Source organism: Amycolatopsis echigonensis, assembly GCF_014174495.1.
Taxonomy (GTDB): Bacteria; Actinomycetota; Actinomycetes; order Mycobacteriales; family Pseudonocardiaceae; genus Amycolatopsis; species Amycolatopsis echigonensis.
On record NZ_JACJHR010000066.1, the window covers coordinates 1 to 17564 of the forward strand.

At 69.9% G+C, this 17564-nt stretch carries 16 protein-coding genes; 9 read left to right on the plus strand and 7 right to left on the minus strand.

Going from position 1 to position 17564, the window contains the following annotated elements:
• Window positions 1-450: 450 nt before the first annotated feature.
• Window positions 451-789: a hypothetical protein gene (locus H5411_RS33840; protein ID WP_143271347.1), complete on the minus strand. Its 339-nt coding sequence runs from the start codon at window positions 787-789 to the stop codon at window positions 451-453.
• 484 nt (window positions 790-1273) lie between these two features.
• Here H5411_RS33840 and H5411_RS33845 point away from each other — a divergent pair, with 484 nt between their 5' ends.
• The 4 genes from H5411_RS33845 (at window position 1274) to H5411_RS33860 (ending at window position 4056) form a co-directional block, all read left to right on the plus strand.
• Window positions 1274-1900 (plus strand): maleylpyruvate isomerase family mycothiol-dependent enzyme, encoded by a 627-nt coding sequence (locus H5411_RS33845; RefSeq protein WP_101434190.1) that lies wholly within the window; start codon window positions 1274-1276, stop codon window positions 1898-1900.
• 714 nt (window positions 1901-2614) lie between these two features.
• Window positions 2615-2845: an HC3 family zinc finger protein gene (locus H5411_RS33850; protein ID WP_312878673.1), complete on the plus strand. Its 231-nt coding sequence runs from the start codon at window positions 2615-2617 to the stop codon at window positions 2843-2845.
• Window positions 2846-2888: 43 nt separating this feature from the next.
• Complete coding sequence (locus H5411_RS33855) at window positions 2889-3362, plus strand: hypothetical protein (RefSeq protein WP_101434192.1); 474 nt, start codon at window positions 2889-2891, stop codon at window positions 3360-3362.
• A 208-nt stretch (window positions 3363-3570) separates the two neighbouring features.
• The gene (locus H5411_RS33860; protein WP_101434193.1) at window positions 3571-4056 is read left to right on the plus strand and encodes a DUF2127 domain-containing protein; all 486 of its coding nucleotides are present in this window, start codon (window positions 3571-3573) and stop codon (window positions 4054-4056) included.
• Between the two features lie 6 nt (window positions 4057-4062).
• Here the strand turns inward: H5411_RS33860 and H5411_RS33865 are convergent, their stop codons facing one another.
• From H5411_RS33865 to H5411_RS33885, 5 genes are all read right to left on the minus strand, one after another.
• Window positions 4063-4764 (minus strand): PP2C family protein-serine/threonine phosphatase, encoded by a 702-nt coding sequence (locus H5411_RS33865; protein WP_183126144.1) that lies wholly within the window; start codon window positions 4762-4764, stop codon window positions 4063-4065.
• 88 nt (window positions 4765-4852) lie between these two features.
• Window positions 4853-6694, minus strand: a complete 1842-nt coding sequence (locus tag H5411_RS33870; protein ID WP_183126145.1) for an ArnT family glycosyltransferase — start codon at window positions 6692-6694, stop codon at window positions 4853-4855.
• A complete protein-coding gene (locus H5411_RS33875; RefSeq protein WP_101434196.1) occupies window positions 6691-7956 on the minus strand; it encodes a bifunctional glycosyltransferase family 2/GtrA family protein in 1266 nt (421 codons plus the stop codon). The genes H5411_RS33870 and H5411_RS33875 overlap by 4 nt, the downstream gene beginning before the upstream one ends.
• Window positions 7957-8059: 103 nt before the next feature.
• Window positions 8060-9880: a glycosyltransferase family 39 protein gene (locus H5411_RS33880; protein ID WP_101434197.1), complete on the minus strand. Its 1821-nt coding sequence runs from the start codon at window positions 9878-9880 to the stop codon at window positions 8060-8062.
• A 39-nt stretch (window positions 9881-9919) separates the two neighbouring features.
• Complete coding sequence (locus H5411_RS33885; RefSeq protein WP_183126146.1) at window positions 9920-11443, minus strand: sensor histidine kinase; 1524 nt, start codon at window positions 11441-11443, stop codon at window positions 9920-9922.
• Between the two features lie 177 nt (window positions 11444-11620).
• Here H5411_RS33885 and H5411_RS33890 point away from each other — a divergent pair, with 177 nt between their 5' ends.
• Window positions 11621-12136: a hypothetical protein gene (locus H5411_RS33890; RefSeq protein WP_101434199.1), complete on the plus strand. Its 516-nt coding sequence runs from the start codon at window positions 11621-11623 to the stop codon at window positions 12134-12136.
• Between the two features lies 1 nt (window position 12137).
• Here the strand turns inward: H5411_RS33890 and H5411_RS33895 are convergent, their stop codons facing one another.
• On the minus strand, window positions 12138-12986 hold the full coding sequence (locus tag H5411_RS33895; protein ID WP_101434200.1) for a fructosamine kinase family protein: 849 nt from the start codon (window positions 12984-12986) through the stop codon (window positions 12138-12140).
• Window positions 12987-13161: 175 nt separating this feature from the next.
• Between H5411_RS33895 and tig the strand changes: the two genes are divergently transcribed.
• From tig to clpX, 4 genes are all read left to right on the plus strand, one after another.
• Window positions 13162-14544: a trigger factor gene (gene tig / locus H5411_RS33900; protein WP_101434201.1), complete on the plus strand. Its 1383-nt coding sequence runs from the start codon at window positions 13162-13164 to the stop codon at window positions 14542-14544.
• A 142-nt stretch (window positions 14545-14686) separates the two neighbouring features.
• Window positions 14687-15292: a ClpP family protease gene (locus H5411_RS33905; RefSeq protein WP_101434202.1), complete on the plus strand. Its 606-nt coding sequence runs from the start codon at window positions 14687-14689 to the stop codon at window positions 15290-15292.
• Between the two features lie 25 nt (window positions 15293-15317).
• Window positions 15318-15980 carry an ATP-dependent Clp protease proteolytic subunit gene (locus H5411_RS33910; protein WP_037364520.1) on the plus strand — a complete coding sequence of 221 codons (663 nt, stop codon included), beginning with the start codon at window positions 15318-15320 and terminating at the stop codon, window positions 15978-15980.
• A 221-nt stretch (window positions 15981-16201) separates the two neighbouring features.
• Window positions 16202-17497 (plus strand): ATP-dependent Clp protease ATP-binding subunit ClpX, encoded by a 1296-nt coding sequence (gene clpX, locus H5411_RS33915; protein ID WP_009081145.1) that lies wholly within the window; start codon window positions 16202-16204, stop codon window positions 17495-17497.
• Window positions 17498-17564: the final 67 nt, after the last annotated feature.

Genomic DNA, 17564 nt, shown 5'->3' on the forward strand with positions numbered 1-17564 from the left:
GCCGAGCCGAGCCGAGCCGAGCCGAGCCGAGCCGAGCCGAGCCGAGCCGAGCCGAGCCGAGCACGCGGGCGGGCCGGGTCGAGCGGTGGGGTCAGGCGCAACGGGGCTGAGCGGCAAGCCGGGCGAGTGAGCCCGCAATCCTGTCCATGAGGTAGGCGATCTCCACACCCCGGTCTCCCCTCCGCGCTAGCGTCGCCCGTCGCCCGTCGCCCGTCGCCCGTCGCCCGTCGCCCGTCGCCCGTCGCCCGTCGCCCGTCGCCCGTCGCCCGTCGCCCGTCGCCCGTCGCCCGTCGCCCGTCGCCCGTCGTCGGCAAGCGGCAAGCGGCGCGGCCGTGGGCCGATCTCGGCGCAGCGACCTCGTCTCCCGGTGCCCGGCCCTGCCCGGCCGGGCACCGGGAGCGCAGAACGCGGGCGGCCGTGAGTCGCCGCCGGCGTCCGCTTCGAGGGTGGTCAGGTGCGCCGGTTCGTCGTGTGCCGCTTGCGGAGCACGGTGGCGGCGACCTGCATGAGGACCACTCCGCCCGCGGTGGCCAGACCGGCCGGGACTCCAGCGGTCGCGAAGACGATCGCGGTCGCCCCGACGAGCGGGGTCAGCAGAACCGCGATCAGCTGCCACGGCTGAGTCGCGCCGTCCGGCTGCTGCGCGGCCAGTTCGACCGACGTCCGCGCCGTCTTCCACGACGGATAGGCCGGGCGCGTGCTCGGCCGCAGCGAGGGCACTGCCGGTGCCAGCTGGGGCATGCCCGGTTCGTGAAACGTCACGGTCACCCGGCCGGGGTGTTGACTCACGGTGACGGCATACGGTCTGTCGTCGCCGGTGTCCGGCTTTTCTGTCCGACGGGGTGCCTGGCCTGCATTTTCCGCGCCAGGAACGGTCATTGTGCATCCTTTCTTGTCCGCCGGAAAGATACCGGAACGCAGTTCCCAGGCTGCCCCCGGGGGAACCGGTTCCGGTGGCTGCGAGGGGCGTCGAGGGAATGGAATATTCCACCCGATTAACCCCTCCTGCCTGCGGCAATGCCATCTTTGCACGCTCGCCGCCGATCGCGCTAACCCGGGGCGGGAATTCTCCGTAGGAACCGTCCTGTCTGGTCTTTCAGGAACGGGTATTCACCATCTTCCGGGCCATTCATGATGTTATCCATCAGCTCGTATTCGACCTGATCGGATGAATATCCGCGGAGATCCACTTTGGAGGCTGTCGCGTTGATCAACCCGGCGAATGTGACCGCAGCGCTGCTACCGTGAGTGTGCGCCGCAGACGGGGGAGGGCATGGACGCACGGACGCTGGCTCGCGAGGAGCGCGCCGACTTCGCGGACTTTCTGGAGACGCTCACGCCGGACCAATGGGAACAGCCGACGCTGTGTGCCGGCTGGAACGTGCGCTCGGTCGTCGCTCATGTCGTGAGCTACGACGAACTGAGCGGCCGCCAGTTGGCGCAGCGGTTTGGCCGCGCGCGGCTGTCGCTGAAGCGGTCCAACGAGATCGGCCTCGCCGAGTACCGGGTGCGCGCGCCGGAGGAGCTGATCGGCGTCATGCGGCGGTACCCGCAGCCGGGCCGGATGCTGGGCAAGTTCGGCGGGATGGTCGGGTTTCTCGACGGCCTGATCCATCAGCAGGACATCCGCCGCCCGCTCGGGCTGCCGCGGACGATCCCAGCGGCCCGGTTGCGCCGGGCGCTGGAACTGTCGCTGCGCGCACCGCCGGTCGGGGTGTCGCGTCGGCTGACCGGGTTGCGGGCCGTCGCGACCGACTTGGACTGGGCGTCCGGGAACGGCATCGAAGTCCGCGGCCCGGCGGAGGCCATGCTGCTCGCCCTGGCCGGCCGCCGCGCGGCGGCCGACGATCTCACTGGCCCGGGCCTCGATGTGCTGATCAGCCGCACCACCGTGGCGTGATTTGCATGGCTTGCGGGGTCCTGGCGGCTGCGGCGTGACTCCGGCAGGGCTCGGGGTGCCCACGATGTACGGCCCGGACACTGCTTCCGCTCCGTTGTCAGTCGTTGTGGTGCGGAGTTCGATTCCCGGCGTGACTCCGGCTGGCGCGGAGTGGCCACCCGGCGTTCTTGGGCGCTGCTTCCGGCGCGTTGTCGGCCGCACCGCTGTGACGCAGAGTTCGATCCCTGGCGCGACTCCGGCTGGCTCGTTGTATCCACTCCGCATGCCCAAGCGCTGCTTCCGCCACTCCGCCGGGGTGCGATCCAGCCCAGCGTGCTGGCTATTCGCGCCACTGTCGTGTGACAACCCCCGCGCAGGGGTTGCGTATGCGCTTGGCGACAGCAGTCATAGCGGCGACCGCACTCCCGGAAGCGAGGTGATGCCCGCGGACGCCCGCCGCTTTCCCCCTCGCGGTGCCCGTGACTGCTGCCGCGCCTCGCATCGCTGAGGCAGCACGGGTGCCGTAACAATCGCGGCGGCGTCCGCCCTCCCGGGGGTGTCACCACCTGGTGACATCTAACCCGTCGGTAACCCGCGGCTCGGTCCCCGGCGACCGCGGAAATGCTTGTGGCTGCGGGAAAATCCCGATTCCGGTGATCACTCGGAACGGGGGCTTGCGTTACGCGGCGGCGACATCCCAAATGGGACTCCATGCACCACAAGGGGAGGAGTCCGGTGTTCAGATGGCAGCAGGCGGAGGGAAAACGGCACGCGCTCGACGGGCCGTTCGCGCCGCGACCCGGGGAAACGTTCACCGCGCTGTGCGGAGCCGAAGTCACGGTCGCCCGCCAGGACGTACCGCAGCTCGGCGGCCACTGGTTCGACCCGACGTGCTCTGACTGCGCGCAGGAATGGCTCCGCCGACAGGAAGAGGCCCGCTCGAACGAAGAACGGTGCCTGGCGTGAGCAGTGCGGAGGGATGGCGCTTGGCACTCGCTGGGAACGGCGCATGACCGGACGCTGGAGCAGGCTCCCCGAGCAGCGCAGTTCGGCCGTCGGGCTCACCGGCCCCGAACTGGTTGCCTGGATTCGCGACCTGCAAGCCACCCTCGCGCTGGACCTCGGCTTCCTGACCCGCGCGCTCGACGAACGATGCCCGCGGCCCGACGCGGTGCGGGACCTTGGCGAGCGCCTTCTCGACCTCGGCCGCGCGTTGGTCCGGCGGGCAGATCACCTCAACGAGGTCGTCTTGGCGAGCCTGCCCGCGCACGGCTGGCTGCCGCAGGCGGGCGCGCCGGAGAACGCGATCCGGGTCGCGCACCAGGTCGGACGCCGTCCGCTTCGGTGCGGGCCGGTGTTTCTCGGCTTGTGCGGGGCCGCGTGTTTTCCGGTGTACGGGCAGGATCCGCACAATCACACGAAACGGTACGAGCGATGTGCGGAATGTCAGAGCAAGGGAGGTGCGGCAATGCTTCGCGAGTGACGGGAAAAGCTCGGCAAGGGCAACGGGCCGTGAGGGCTTGAGCTGCGGGCCGGACCCGGCGAAGCGGCGGGAGCTAGCGGAAGGCTGTTCGGCGCGAGGGTGAGCTAGCGCTGAGAGACCCCCGCCACAGGGCACGCAAACCGGATCACCTGGGCGAAACCCGGCCTTCAACCCAGCAACGCTCGGGCTTTTCCGGTTTCCTGTACCGATGAGCGAGGAGACCTCTACCCGTTCCACCGAGCGGCTGTTCCGGATCGCGATCACGCTGAAGGGCCTCGACGGAGGCCTTCAACTGGTCGGGGCGCTGATCCTGGCGTTCATCCCCGCGACGTTCGTCAACGGGTTCGTCAACGCGGTCATCACCCGCGACCTGCTTGGCGACCCCTCCGGCACGCTCGCGCGGCATCTGGAAACCGCCGCCGAGCATTTCACCGGCGGGGGCACCAAGACGTTCGCCGTCGCGTACCTGCTGGCGCACGGGTTGCTCAAGCTCGGCCTCGTGTGGGCGCTCGCGCGCAAGTGGGTGCGCGCCTACCCGGTCGCGATGGTCGTGCTCGCGGCGTTCGTCGTGTACGAGATCTACCGCGCCTTCGAGACCCACTCGATCGCGCTGCCGTTCTTCGCGGCGCTCGACGCGGTGATCATCGTGCTCGTCTATCGCGAGTACCGGAACCTCAAACGCGATCACGCCTGACCCCGCTCAGGCGGCGGTGGGAAACCTCTCCGTCACCCGCGTCCTCACGTCCGCGGGTTCCACGAACAGCGCCGTGGCGTTGTCGCGGCCGCCCAGGGCGATGGCGGTCGCGACCAACGCCGAGGCACCGCGGGCCGGGTCGGCGAGGATTTCGTCGATCGTCGCGGGCGGCAGGACCTTGTGCACGCCGTCGCTGGTGAGGAGGAGACCGCCGCTCGGGGTTTCCGTCGTGCCGATCTCCTCCGGTTTCGCCGTGCGGACGCTCGTGGTCACCAGATGCTCCATCCGCGGCGAGTACGGCTGGTGCCGCGAGCGGAAGTACTCCGCCAGCGTGTGGTCCTGCGTGAGCTTGTGGATCATCGACCCGTCCCACGCGTACGCCCGCGCGTCGCCGACCCACGCGATCCGGTATCCGCCGGCGAAGGGCATCGCCACCACGAGAACCGCGTCTCCGGTGCCGCCCAGGCGGCGAACTGCTTGCTGTGCGGCCAAAATCGCCTTGACCGGACCGGCTTCGACCGGGGTGCGCGCGGCAGCCGCGGCGGCGACCTGGGCGGCTCGCCTGGCACCGGGGTCGTCCCCCACGCCGTCGGCGAGCGCGAACGTGATCCCGGGTGCCCCGGCGGCCGCGTAGGCGCTCACCGCATCGGCATTGCGCTCGCGCGGCCCCTTCTCGCTCGCGGTGTGCCAGCGTGGGTATCCGGCCATCGTGACCTCCCGGGCGTTCGCGGCGGATGCCTCTCCGTGCTTTTCAGAATGCGCCTCGTTCCTGGGAAGAGGCTGAGGATTCCCGAACTCACCGGGTGAGCTGGTAGACAGTTTCGCGACCGATCGTCGTCGCGGTGAAGTTCGCGGCCACCCACTCGGAAATGTCGTTCGACCCGCCGCCGGGACCGCCGCCCCGTCCGCCGTCCACGTAGTACGCCACTTCGCCCGCCGCGACGTACTGCTTGAACTGCTCCAGCGTCGGGGCCGGATCGCTGCCGTCCCAGCCACCGATGCCCATCACCGACTTGCCGCTCGCCAGCTCCAGGCTCGCCGCCGACTGCGAACCGGTCGTCGCGGCGGCCCACTTCGTCGTCGTGCCGCCCAGCACCTGCGCGAGGGTTCCGCTGGTCTCGTCCATCCCGCCGCCGAAACCGCCCCTGCCGCCCATGGCGGTCGTACGCGGGCCGGAAGTCGGGATGGAACCGCTGTGCGGCAAGGAAACCGTCTCCACGGCGTACCCGGCCGTGCCGACCCCGAGCGTCAGGACGATCGCCGCGGCGAGGCCGATCAAGACCGTCCGCACCCGCGGGACCCCGACCACCACGACGGTGCTCACCAGCAACCCCAGCACCACGATCGCCCAGCGCAGCGCGGGCAACCAGTCCGGCGTGCGGTCGAGCAGGATGAAGTCCCACACCGCGGTCGCCGCGATCATCCCGCCCAGCACCATCCGCGGTCCGGGGTGCGCCCGGCCGCGCCACAGCGCGTGCCCGGAAAGCGCGACCAGCGCGGCGATCGCGGGCGCGAGCTGCACCGCGTAGTACGGGTGCACGGTGCCGCTCATGAAGCTGAACACCAGCCCGGTCACGAACAGCCAGCAGCCCCAGACCAGCAGCGACGCCCGGGTCCGGTCGGTGCGCGCGGCGCGCCGGGTGAACCACAATCCGGCGACCAGGCCGATCAGCGCGGCGGGCAGCAGCCACGAGACCTCGGTGCCGAAGCTCGCGCCGAACATCCGTCCGAGGCCGGAACTGCCGCCGAACGCGGTATTGCCCCCGCCCATCCCGCCGCCGGCGCCGCCCATGCCGCCGTTGCCCTGCCCGCCAAAGATCCGCCCGAGCCCGTTGTACCCGAGCGCCAGCTCGAGCAGACTGTTCCCGGTCGACCCGCCGATGTACGGCCGCGAAGCCGAAGGCCAGATCTCCACCAGCGCCACGAACCAGCCAGCCGACACGACCACCGCGACCCCGGCGTAAACCAAGTGCAGCAATCGCTTCCCGAGACCGGTCGGCGCGGCGACCAGGTACGCCAGGGCGAACGCGGGCAGCACGAGAAACGCCTGCATCATCTTCGTCAGGAAGCCGAAACCGATTGCCACGCCTGCGAAAGCAAGCCATCGAGGGCTCGCCTTCTCAATCGCTCGCACGGTGCAGTACGCACCGGCGATCAGCAGCAGGGTGAGCAGCGCGTCCGGGTTGTTGAAACGGAACATCAACGCGGCGACCGGCGTCAGCGCGAGTATCGCCCCGGCCAGCAAACCCGGCAGTGGCCCGGAAACCCGGCGCACCGTCAGGTACAGCAGGCCGACGGAAGCGACGCCCATCAGAGCCTGCGGGGCGAGCACGGTGAAGCTGGAGAAGCCGAAGACTCGCGCGAAAGCCGTTCCCACCCATAGTGCAGCGGGCGGTTTGTCGACAGTGATCACGTTCCCGGCGTCCAGCGAACCGAACAGCCATGCCTTCAGGCTCTGCGTGCCCGACTGCACGGCCGCGGCGTAGAACGAGTTGCCGAATCCGGAAGCGGTCAGGTTCCAGAAGTACAGGACAGCGGTGAGTGCCAGCAGGCCGAGCATCGACGGGCGGGCCCAGCGAGGCTCCGCGCGATCCGGCGCGTCCGGGGCAGCAGGCCGGGCGGACAGGACAGTGCTCAAGACGACTCCTCGGTAGCGGCACGGCGCGGATTGAAGACCCAGCCCCGCAGCAGCAGGAAACGGAGCACCGTGGCGGCGAGGTTCGCCAGCACGAGCACGGTCGTCTCCAGGGCGAGCCCGGGATTGGTGGTGTGGTTGAGCAAGGCGAGCGAACCGCTCGTCAGCGCCAGTCCGAGGCCGAACACGATCAGCCCCTCGAACTGGTGCCGCCCGGCTCCGGCCCGTCCTCGGACGCCGAACGTCACTCGCCGGTTCACCGCGGTGTTCGCGATGGCGGTGACGAGCAGTGCGGTGAAGTTGGCCGCTTGCGCGCCGACCACGGTCCGCAGCAGCAGGAAAAGCAGCAGGTACGCGACAGTGCTGGCGATGCCGACCGCGGCGAACCGCACGAGTTGTTTGACCAGGCTCGGGGACACCCCGGGGGCCTCCACGCCGATCGGTTCGCGGCCGAGCTGCTCGCGCAGCCGGTGCACGGGAATCTCGCCGGTGAGGGTCGCGCGGGTGATCCGGGCGATGCCCTTGAGGTCGGCCGCGGCGGTCGCGAGGAGATCGACCGACGAGTCCGGGTCGTCGACCCAGTCGACCGGCACCTCGTGGATCCGCAGCCCGGACCGCTGGGCGAGCACGAGCAGTTCGGTGTCGAAGAACCAGCCGGTGTCGCGCACGTGCGGGAGCAGCGCGCGGGCGACGTCGGCGCGGATCGCCTTGAACCCGCATTGCGCGTCGGAGAACCTGGCGGCGAGCGTGCCGCGGAGGATCAGGTTGTAGCAGCGGGAGATGAACTCGCGCTTCGGCCCGCGGACCACGCGGGCGCCGCGGGCGAGCCGGCTGCCGATCGCGACGTCCGAATGTCCGGACAGCAGCGGCGCGACGAGCGGGTCCAGCGCGGCCAGGTCGGTGGACAGGTCGACGTCCATGTAGGCCAGCACGGCGGCGTCCGAATCGGACCAGACGGCCCGCAGCGCGCGGCCGCGGCCCTTCTCGTCCAGGTGGCGCACCTCGACCTCGGGGAACTCGCGGGCCAGTTCCTCGGCCACGGCAAGGGTCTTGTCGGTGCTCGCGTTGTCCGCGACGGTGATCCGGTAGGGGTAGCCGGCGCGTTCGGCGAGATGCGCCCGCAGCCTGCGGATGCACGGTTCGAGGTCGGTTTCCTCGTTGTAAACCGGGATGACGACGTCCAGCACGGGCTGCGGGCCGCCGAGGCCGACCGGAGTCGTCCCGGGCCGCGGGGCGCTGCTGCGGGAAGGGGCGGTGGCGTTCATGGGTTCACCGTCGTCTGCCGGGCTTTGGCCACGTTGTGGTGTTCCTGTGCCTGCGCTGTGCGACGTACGCCCGCTCGGGTGATCTTGGCCGCACGGCACGGAATCAGGCACCGAGGTCATAGACCGTGACACCGTCCACAGTGGTCATTTGGTAGTTCTCGGCCACCCACTGGACGATCCGGGCGGCGGCGTCGCTTCCGCTGCTGGAGCCGCGCATGGTCAGGCCGTCGCCGAGGAAGTAGCGGATCTGCCCTTGCCGGACGTACTGCTCGAACTGCGCGAGCGTCGGATACGGGTCGGTGCCGTTGAATCCGCCCACCGCGAGCACCGGTTTGCCGCTGCCCAGCTGGTATCCGGCGGCGTTGTTGGACCCGACGGTCGCCGCGGCCCACCGGTGATCGCCGGACTGCCGAAGCAAGGCTGTCAGGTTCGCGCCGGGCAGGCTGGTGCCGAGCAAACCTCCCGGGCCGCCACCGCCGAACATCCGCCGGGTGTTCGGTCCGGCGGACGGAATCGCGCCGCTGTGCGGAGTCGCCGCGGTGGCGAAGCTGTACGCGCCGGTTCCGGTCAGCAGCACGACCAGTCCCAGCACCGCGGCGACCCGGCCGAAGTGCTGGACGAAAAACAGTGCGATCGCGGCCAAAAGCCCAACGATGAGGACCGTCGGGGCAAGCCACGGTTGCCAAGAACTGTCCAGCAGCAGATAACTCGTCACCGTCGTCAACGTGACACCGCCGCTCAAAAGCCCTACAGCGGCCGGATTGCCGCGGATGCGCCACAACTGGACGGCGGCGATTCCGACGAGCGCAGCGATCGCTGGGGCGAGCGCGACGGTGTAGTAGGGGTGGATGATCCCGCCCATGAAGCTGAACACCGCGGCGGTCACGATCAGCCAGCCGCCCCAGAGCAGCAGCGAAGCGCGGCCGCGGTCGGTGCGGGGCGCGTAACGGGTGAACCACAGGCCCGCGCCGAGCCCGAGCACCGCCGCCGGCAGCAGCCACGCGATGCCGCCCGCCATCTCGCTGCCGAACAACCGGAACAATCCGGTGCTGCCCCAGCCGCCGCCCGGACTGCCGCCGACGCTGCCGGTCTCGTCGCCGGTGATGCGGCCGAAACCGTTGTACCCCAAGGTGAGTTCGAGCAGGCTGTTGTTCTGTGAGCCGCCGATGTACGGCCGGTCCGCGACTGGCCACAACGCCACTACGGCGAGATACCAGCCTGCCGAAACGACGACCGCAGCAAATCCTGCGAGCAAATGCAGTAGTCGCTTGCCGACGGTGGTCGGTGCGGCGACGAGGTACGCGAGCGCGAACGCGGGCAGCACGAGGAACGCCTGCAGCATCTTGGCGAGGAAGCCGAATCCGATTGCCACGCCAGCGAAAACGAGCCATTTCGGGCTGGCCTTCTCGAGCGCTCGTACCGTGCAGTAGGCGGCGGCGATCAGGAGCAGCACCAGCAACGCGTCCGGGTTGTTGAAGCGGAAGATCAGCGCCGCGGCTGGGGTGAGGGTAAGCACCGCGCCAGCGAGCAACCCCGCTGCCGCGCCTGAGGTGCGTCGGACAGTCGCGTAGAGCAGCCACGTGGAGCCGACACCCATCAACGCTTGCGGCACCAGGATGCTCCACGCATTAACGCCGAACAGCCGCGCGGACAGGCTCATCACCCAGAGCGCGGCGGGTGTCTTGTCCACCGTGATGCCGTTGGCCGCATCGGTGGAGCCGAAGAACAACGCCTTCCAGCTCTGTGCTCCGGCTTGGGCGGCGGCGGAGTAGAACGCGTTGGCCCAGCCGGACGCGGCGAGATCCCACAGATAAAGCGCGGCCGTGGCGACGAGCAGCAGCACGAGGGCCGGGCGCACCCATCTCGGCTCGGCGCGCTGGACCGGCACGGCGGGAACGGTCGAAGGGGTCGCGACTGCGGTCATGCGGTCAGCCTCGCGGCGTGAGCTGGGGCCGGGATGTGCTTACCCTGTGTGCCCGCTGTGGGACCTGCGGTCATCCGCGACCGGCGTCCGCTGAGCCGGGACCGCGATCGGCAGCCGCACGGCGAATTCCGTCTTGCCGGGGCGGCTGCGGACCGTGATGGCGCCGTGGTGCGCGGTCAGCACGGCGGACGCTATCGCCAGGCCCAGCCCGGTCGAACCGGCTGCCCGCGACCGGGACGAATCTCCGCGGGCGAAGCGTTCGAACACCGCTGGCTGCAGCTCCGGCGGGATGCCCGGGCCGTTGTCGGTCACGGTCACCACGGCACTGCCGTCCGCGGACCGGGCGAGCGCGGTGACGACCGTCGTGCCGGGCGGCGTGTGGACGCGCGCGTTCGCGAGCAGATTCGCCAAAACCTGGTGCAGCCGCTGGACATCGCCCAGCACGAGGATCGGTTCGTCCGGCATCGAGAGCTGCCAGCCGTGGTGCGGACCGGCCACGTGCGCGTCGCCGACCGCGTCCGCGACCAAGCGGGTCAGGTCGACTTCGGCGACGTCGAGCGGACGTCCCGCGTCCAGGCGGGCGAGCAGGAGGAGGTCCTCGACGAGTGCCGTCATCCGGTCGGCCTCCGACTCGATCCGGGTCATCGAATGCGCGACGTCCGGCGGGGCGTGGCTGCCAGACCGTCCGGCGAGTTCGGCGTAACCGCGGATGGCGGCGAGCGGGGTGCGCAGTTCGTGGCTGGCGTCGGCGACGAACCGCCGGACCCGCAGTTCGCTGGCGTGCCGGGCTTCGAGCGCGGACGAGATGTGGCCGAGCATGTGGTTCAGCGCCGCACCGACCTGGCCGACTTCGGTGCGCGGATCGGTGTCTTGGGCGGGGACACGGACGGACAGGTCGACATCGCCGCGGTCCAGCGGAAGTTCGGAGACTCGCGAAGCGGTTTCCGCAACACGTTCCAACGGCCGCAGGGTTCGGCGGACGGCGAAGGCACCGAGGAACGCCGCACCGGTCACCCCAGCAGCGGCGACGCCGAAAAGGATCAGGCCGACGGTCAGCAGCGTCTGCTGCATGGGTGCCAGGGGAACGCCGGTGATGACGACGCCGTCGGGGACCGGGAACGCGGTGAGGCGGTAGTCGCCGAGGCTGCCGATGGTGCGGGTGTAGGGGCGGCCGTTGGTGGGGAGGTCTTGCAGTGCCGCCAGTTCGTCGGAGGTGAGGGTGACGCGCTGGCCGTGCTGGGTGAGCCAGCCGCCGGTGCCGTTCGTGCCCTCGGGGGAGAAGTGGGCGTTGACGGTGCCCGCGCCTTGTCCCGGGGCGTCGAGCGGGTTGCGTTCCCCGTCGCCGGGCGGGCCGGGGTGAGTCGCGAAGTCCAGGGCACGGGCGGTCGCGGCGGAGAGCTGGGTGTCGGTCTGGGACATCAGGAACGCGCGGAGGGCGAACTCGCTGATCACGCCGATCACCAAGCAGACAAGGGACAACAGGACGACGACGGACACCGTGAGTTTCGCGCGCAGGGAGCGGCGCCCGAACCGGGCGGCGGCGGATCTCGTGCGCGAACTCATGCCCCGAGCGTGCGTTCCGACGGTGTGGGGGCGATGTGTGCTTCCTGTGAGCGCGCTGTGCGGTTGCGCCCGGTTCCGGCGATTCGGGGCCACAGGCGCGACTTGCCGGGAACACAGGGCGACCACAGCAGCTGTCCGCACGGTGGGGTCAGCAAGCCGCGAACGAAGGAGAACGCCATGACCGCACCGCATCCCGCTCCGAACCCGCCCGCCGCGCCCGAACCGGCCTGGGGCGCCGCGCCCGGACCCGGCCCGGCCCGGCCGAACCGGGCCAAGTGGATCGCCGGAGGGATCGCCGCGGTGCTGATCGCGGGCGGCGGCGGTGCGATCTGGGCGGCCACGTCGTCCTCGTCGACCAGTGCCGATCCCGCGGCGTCGGCGGCGGGCGGCCCGGCCGGACAGGGCGGTCCCGGCGGCGGCCTCGGCCCCGTCTTGCACGGCGAATTCGCGACCAGCTCCGGCACGAAGTTCACGCAGACCGGCGAGGTCACCGCGCTGAGCGCCACCTCGCTGACCGCGAAAAGCACCGACGGGTTCACGAAGGTCTACGTCATCGACTCCGCGACCGCCACCGGAATCAGGACCGGCGAGGACGTGACGATCGTCGCGACGGTGAACGGCGCCACCGCGACCGCGACCTCCGTCACCGAGGCCGGAACCCAGCCCGGCGGTGCCGGCCCCAACGCTGGCTGACTCAGCCCAGCGAGCGCGCGGCCGCGGTCGCTTGCCCGGCGTAGGACCGTCCGAACAGGACGGTGTGCACCAGAAGCGGGAAAAGCTGGTGCAGCGCGATCCGCTCCCGGTATCCGTCCGCCAACGGTGCGACCTCGTCGTAGGCGGCGACGATCCGCTCGAGATGCGGGCAGCCGAACAGATGCAGCATCGCGAGGTCCGTTTCCCGGTGCCCGCCGTGCGCGGCCGGGTCGATCAGCACCGCCCCGTCCGAATCCCACAGGACGTTCCCGCTCCACAGATCCCCGTGGAGCCGGGCGGGCGGTTCCGGCGGACCGGCCATCGAGGGGATCCGCGCGCAGGCCCGTTCGAACACCGCCGGGTCGAGAAGGTCGGAGGCAATCCGGACGTAAGGGAGGACCCGGTGTTCCGCGTACCACTCCGGCCACGACTCGCCCGGGGAATTGCGCATCGGAGCGGTCCCGATCCAGGCGTCGGTCAAGCCGCCCGGGGGAGGGGCGCCGAACGCCGGGGCTCCGGCCGAATGCAGCCGGGCGAGATTCCGGCCGAACTCCTCCGCGTGCGATGGCGTGCTCTCGCTCACCCGGTCCAGCACGAGCCACGTGTCGTCCGCGCCGTGCACGCGGGGGATCCGCACCGCGTCCGCCTCGGCCAGCCAGCGCAGCCCGGCCGCCTCGGCCCGGGTCGCGCCCGGAGCGTGGCCGCGCTTCACCACCGCGTCGACGCGCCGGTCACCTTTGGTCAACACTACTTCACTGAGGGTGCCCGACCTGCCCTGTGGGACCGCCTCGAACCCGCTGAGCCGCGCCGCCGCGGCGGCCGGACCTTCGCTCTGCTGCCCGGAAACCACGTCCCCGACGCTACGGGCGCGCGGCGGGTTCCGCTGATCGACACCGCCTCGGCGGGAGCCCCGCAGCCGGTCTTGTCAACCCTCTGGCCTAGACTCGGATATCCCGGTCAGCAGGTGACCGGGGCGGTCCCGAGGGACTGTCCGCCCCCATCGTTTACCGCTCGAGGAGAAGACCTTGAAGAGCACCGTCGAGCAGCTCAGCCCGACGCGAGTGAAGATCAATGTCGAGGTGCCGTTCGACGAGCTCAAGCCGAACTTCGACGCCGCGTACCGGAAGATCGCCCAGCAGGTGCGCGTCCCCGGTTTCCGCCCCGGCAAGGTCCCCGCTCGCGTCCTGGAAAGCCGGATCGGCCGCGCGCCGGTGCTCGACGAGGTCGTCAACGAGGCCATTCCGGCCAAGTACATCGAGGCCGTCCGCGCGGGCGAGGTCCGGACGCTCGGCCAGCCCGAGTTCGAGGTGACCAAGCTCGAGGACCGCGAGGTGCTGGAGTTCAGCGCCGAGGTCGACGTGCGGCCGGAGATCGAGCTGCCCGACCTCGCCGGCCTCGAGATCAGCGTCGACGACGTCGAGACCACCGACGAAGAGGTCGCCGAGCAGCTCGACGAGCTGCGCGCCCGCTTCGGCACCCTGACCGGCGTCGAGCGCCCGGCCCAGACCGGCGACTTCGTGTCGATCGACCTGTCGGCCAGCGTCGACGGCAAGCCCGTCGAGGAGGCCTCCACCACCGGCCTGTCCTACGAGATCGGCTCCGGCCAGCTCGTCGACGGCATCGACGAGGCCATCGTCGGCGCGGCCGCGGGCGAGACCAAGGTGTTCACCACCAAGCTGGTCGCGGGCGAGTTCGCCGGCCAGGACGCCGAGGTCACCGTCACCGTGCAGTCGGTCAAGGAGCGCGAGCTGCCCGAGGCCGACGACGAGTTCGCCCAGCTGGCGAGCGAGTTCGACACGATCGACGAGCTGCGCGAGGACCTGCGCACCCGGCTCGGCCGCGTCAAGAAGATGCAGCAGGGCGTCCAGGCGCGCGACAAGGTCCTCGAGATCCTCCTCGAGCGCACCGAGGTGCCGCTGCCGGAGAAGGTCGTCGAGGCCGAGATCGAGAACCGCAAGCACGACGCGGTCCACCCGTTCGACCACGACGAGGAGCAGTTCGCCAAGGCGCTGGAGGCCGAGGGCCGCACCCTCGACGAGTTCAACGCCGAGGTGAAGGAGGAGTCGGAGAAGGCCGTCCGCACGCAGCTGCTGCTGGACACCATCGCCGACAAGGAGCAGACGTCGGTCAACGACGGCGAGCTCACCGAGCGGATCATCTACCAGGCGCAGCGCTTCGGCGTCAGCCCGGACGAGTACGTGCAGCGGGCCCAGCAGTCCGGCCAGCTGAGCGCCATCTACGCCGACGTCCGCCGCGGCAAGGCTCTGGCCTCCGTCGTGCGCGGCACCACGGTGAAGGACGCGTCCGGGTCCGAGGTCGACCTGAGCGAGCTGTTCGGCGCGGACGAAGAAGCCCCCGCCGAGGAGACGCAGGTCACCGAAGAAGCGGCGGCGACCCCCGCGGAGTAAAGCTGTAAGCGAACTTGGGCGGTGTCAGGCATTCTGCACCGCCCAAGTTCGTTAGGGTCGGTTGCAAGATCTCAAGCATGAACACGACAGCGGCGGCGCGGCTCTCACAGGCGGCCCGTCGCCGGTGAAAAGGCAGGCAGACGTGAAGCAGCACATGCCCGAGGGGCGGACCGGCACCGCGGGGCTCAACCTCACCGACTCGGTGTTCGAGCGGTTGCTCCAGGAGCGCATCGTCGTTCTCGGCTCCGAGGTCAACGACGAGGTCGCCAACCGGCTCACCGCGCAGCTCCTGCTGCTCGACGCGGACGACGCCGAATCGGACATCCGGTTCTACATCAACTCGCCGGGCGGCTCCGTGACCGCCGGGTTCGCGATCTACGACACCATGCAGCTGATCCGCCCGGACGTGGCGACCTACGCGATGGGGATGGCGGCCTCGATGGGGCAGTTCCTGCTCTCGTCGGGCACCCCCGGCAAGCGCTACGCGCTCCCGCACGCGCGCATCCTGATGCACCAGCCGTCCGCGGGCGTCGGCGGCACCGCGTCCGACATCGCCATCCAGGCGGACCTGTTCAACAAGTGGAAGCAGGAGCTCGCGAGGATCACCGCCGAGCAGACCGGGCAGACCACCGAGCAGATCATCAAGGACGGCGACCGCGACCGCTGGTTCACCGCGCAGGAGGCGAAGGACTACGGCTTCGTCGACCACGTGCTGACCCGCGACAGCGGCATGAACAACAGCAACTGAGCGCCGAAGCACACAGGAGAGCATCATGAGCAACTTCCGGCTCCCGGGTGACTTCCGGGCCCCGAATATGCCGCTGTCGCCCCAGTCGCGGTACATCCTCCCGTCCTACGTCGAGCGCACCAGCTACGGCGTGAAGGAGTCCAACCCGTACAACAAGCTGTACGAGGAGCGGACGATCTTCCTCGGCGTGCAGGTGGACGACGCGTCGGCCAACGACGTGATGGCCCAGCTGCTGCACCTCGAGCACGAGGACCCGGACCGCGACATCAGCATCTACATCAACTCCCCGGGCGGGTCGTTCACGTCGCTGATGGCGATCTACGACACCATGCAGTACATCCGCCCGGACATCTCGACCGTGTGCCTCGGCCAGGCCGCCTCGGCCGCCGCGGTGCTGCTGGCGGCGGGCACGCCGGGCAAGCGCATGGCGCTGCCGAACGCGCGCGTGCTGATCCACCAGCCGGCCACCGAGGGCACCTACGGGCAGGTCTCGGACCTGGAGATCCAGGCCAACGAGATCCAGCGCGTGCGCCGCCAGATGGAGGTCATCCTGGCGAAGCACACGAACAAGGAACCGGACGAGATCAAGGCCGACATCGAGCGGGACAAGATCCTCACCGCCGAGGAGGCGAAGGCCTACGGCCTGATCGACGAGGTGCTCCCGTACCGGAAGGCCTCGGCGAACTGACCGCGACGGGCCGGTGCGCGGCGAATCCGCGACGCGCGCCGGTCCGCTGGTCTACTGTCGGTCGTCGACGTGCCCGACGCGCTCGGGTGTTCCCGCCCGCGCCTTCGGGCGGGTACCGTCGGTGGCAATGCGTGTGGGTTCCGGGAACGCCTGGCAGTCCCGGGGCCGCCAGAGAGTAGTGCAGGTGCGCTCGCGCACCGGAGGGGACGAGGTCAACGGCCATGGCACGGATCGGTGACGGCGGCGACCTGCTGAAGTGTTCTTTCTGCGGCAAGAGCCAGAAGCAGGTGAAGAAGCTCATTGCCGGGCCAGGGGTCTACATCTGCGATGAGTGCATCGACCTCTGCAACGAGATCATCGAAGAGGAGCTGGCCGAAGCCGGCGACGTGAAGCTCGACGAGCTGCCGAAGCCCGCCGACATCCACGAGTTCCTCGAGCAGTACATCATCGGCCAGGACGACGCGAAGAAGACGCTCGCGGTCGCGGTGTACAACCACTACAAGCGGATCCAGGCCGACGACAAGTCCGGGCCGAAGGATTCCAAGGACGAGCCGGTCGAGCTGGCCAAGTCGAACATCCTGATGCTCGGCCCCACCGGCTGCGGCAAGACCTATCTCGCGCAGACGCTGGCGAAGCTGCTGAACGTCCCGTTCGCGATCGCCGACGCCACCGCGCTCACCGAGGCGGGCTACGTCGGCGAGGACGTCGAGAACATCCTGCTGAAGCTGATCCAGGCGGCGGACTACGACGTCAAGCGCGCCGAGACCGGCATCATCTACATCGACGAGGTCGACAAGATCGCCCGCAAGAGCGAGAACCCGTCGATCACCCGCGACGTGTCCGGCGAGGGCGTGCAGCAGGCGCTGCTGAAGATCCTCGAGGGCACCACCGCGTCGGTGCCGCCGCAGGGCGGGCGCAAGCACCCGCACCAGGAGTTCATCCAGATCGACACCACGAACGTGCTGTTCATCGTGGCGGGCGCGTTCGCCGGGCTGGAAAAGATCATCAACGAGCGGGTCGGCAAGCGCGGCCTCGGGTTCGGCGCGGAGATCCGCACCAAGGCCGAGATCGAGGGCAGCGACGTGTTCTCCGAGACCATGCCGGAGGACCTGATCAAGTTCGGGCTGATCCCGGAGTTCATCGGCCGGCTCCCGGTCGTGGCGACGGTGAACCACCTGGACAAGGAATCGCTCGTCTCGATCCTGACGCAGCCGCGCAACGCGCTGGTGAAGCAGTACAAGAAGCTCTTCGAGATGGACAACGTCGAGCTGGAGTTCACCAAGACCGCGCTCGAGGCCATCGCGGACCAGGCCGTGCTGCGCGGCACCGGCGCCCGCGGCCTGCGCGCGATCATGGAGGAGGTCCTCCAGCCGGTCATGTACGACATCCCGAGCCGCGAGGACGTGGCGAAGGTCGTGATCACCGAGCAGACCGTGCGGGAGAACGTCAACCCCACGATCGTGGCTCGCCAGCCGTCGCGCCGCACCCGCAGCGAGCGCGGCGAGAAGTCGGCCTGACCCGGCGGCCGCCGGGCGTTGAGCAGGAGTCGGCTGTCCGGGTGTCCTCGGCAGGCGCGATAATGGA

Coding starts and splice junctions, on each gene's coding strand:
- H5411_RS33875 (WP_101434196.1), bottom strand. CDS start 7,956: ATGAACGCCACCGCCCCTTCCCGCAGCAGCGCCCCGCGGCCCGGGACG.
- H5411_RS33845 (WP_101434190.1), top strand. CDS start 1,274: ATGGACGCACGGACGCTGGCTCGCGAGGAGCGCGCCGACTTCGCGGAC.
- H5411_RS33860 (WP_101434193.1), top strand. CDS start 3,571: ATGAGCGAGGAGACCTCTACCCGTTCCACCGAGCGGCTGTTCCGGATC.
- H5411_RS33890 (WP_101434199.1), top strand. CDS start 11,621: ATGACCGCACCGCATCCCGCTCCGAACCCGCCCGCCGCGCCCGAACCG.
- H5411_RS33855 (WP_101434192.1), top strand. CDS start 2,889: ATGACCGGACGCTGGAGCAGGCTCCCCGAGCAGCGCAGTTCGGCCGTC.
- clpX (WP_009081145.1), top strand. CDS start 16,202: ATGGCACGGATCGGTGACGGCGGCGACCTGCTGAAGTGTTCTTTCTGC.
- H5411_RS33865 (WP_183126144.1), bottom strand. CDS start 4,764: ATGGCCGGATACCCACGCTGGCACACCGCGAGCGAGAAGGGGCCGCGC.
- H5411_RS33885 (WP_183126146.1), bottom strand. CDS start 11,443: ATGAGTTCGCGCACGAGATCCGCCGCCGCCCGGTTCGGGCGCCGCTCC.
- H5411_RS33880 (WP_101434197.1), bottom strand. CDS start 9,880: ATGACCGCAGTCGCGACCCCTTCGACCGTTCCCGCCGTGCCGGTCCAG.
- H5411_RS33910 (WP_037364520.1), top strand. CDS start 15,318: ATGAGCAACTTCCGGCTCCCGGGTGACTTCCGGGCCCCGAATATGCCG.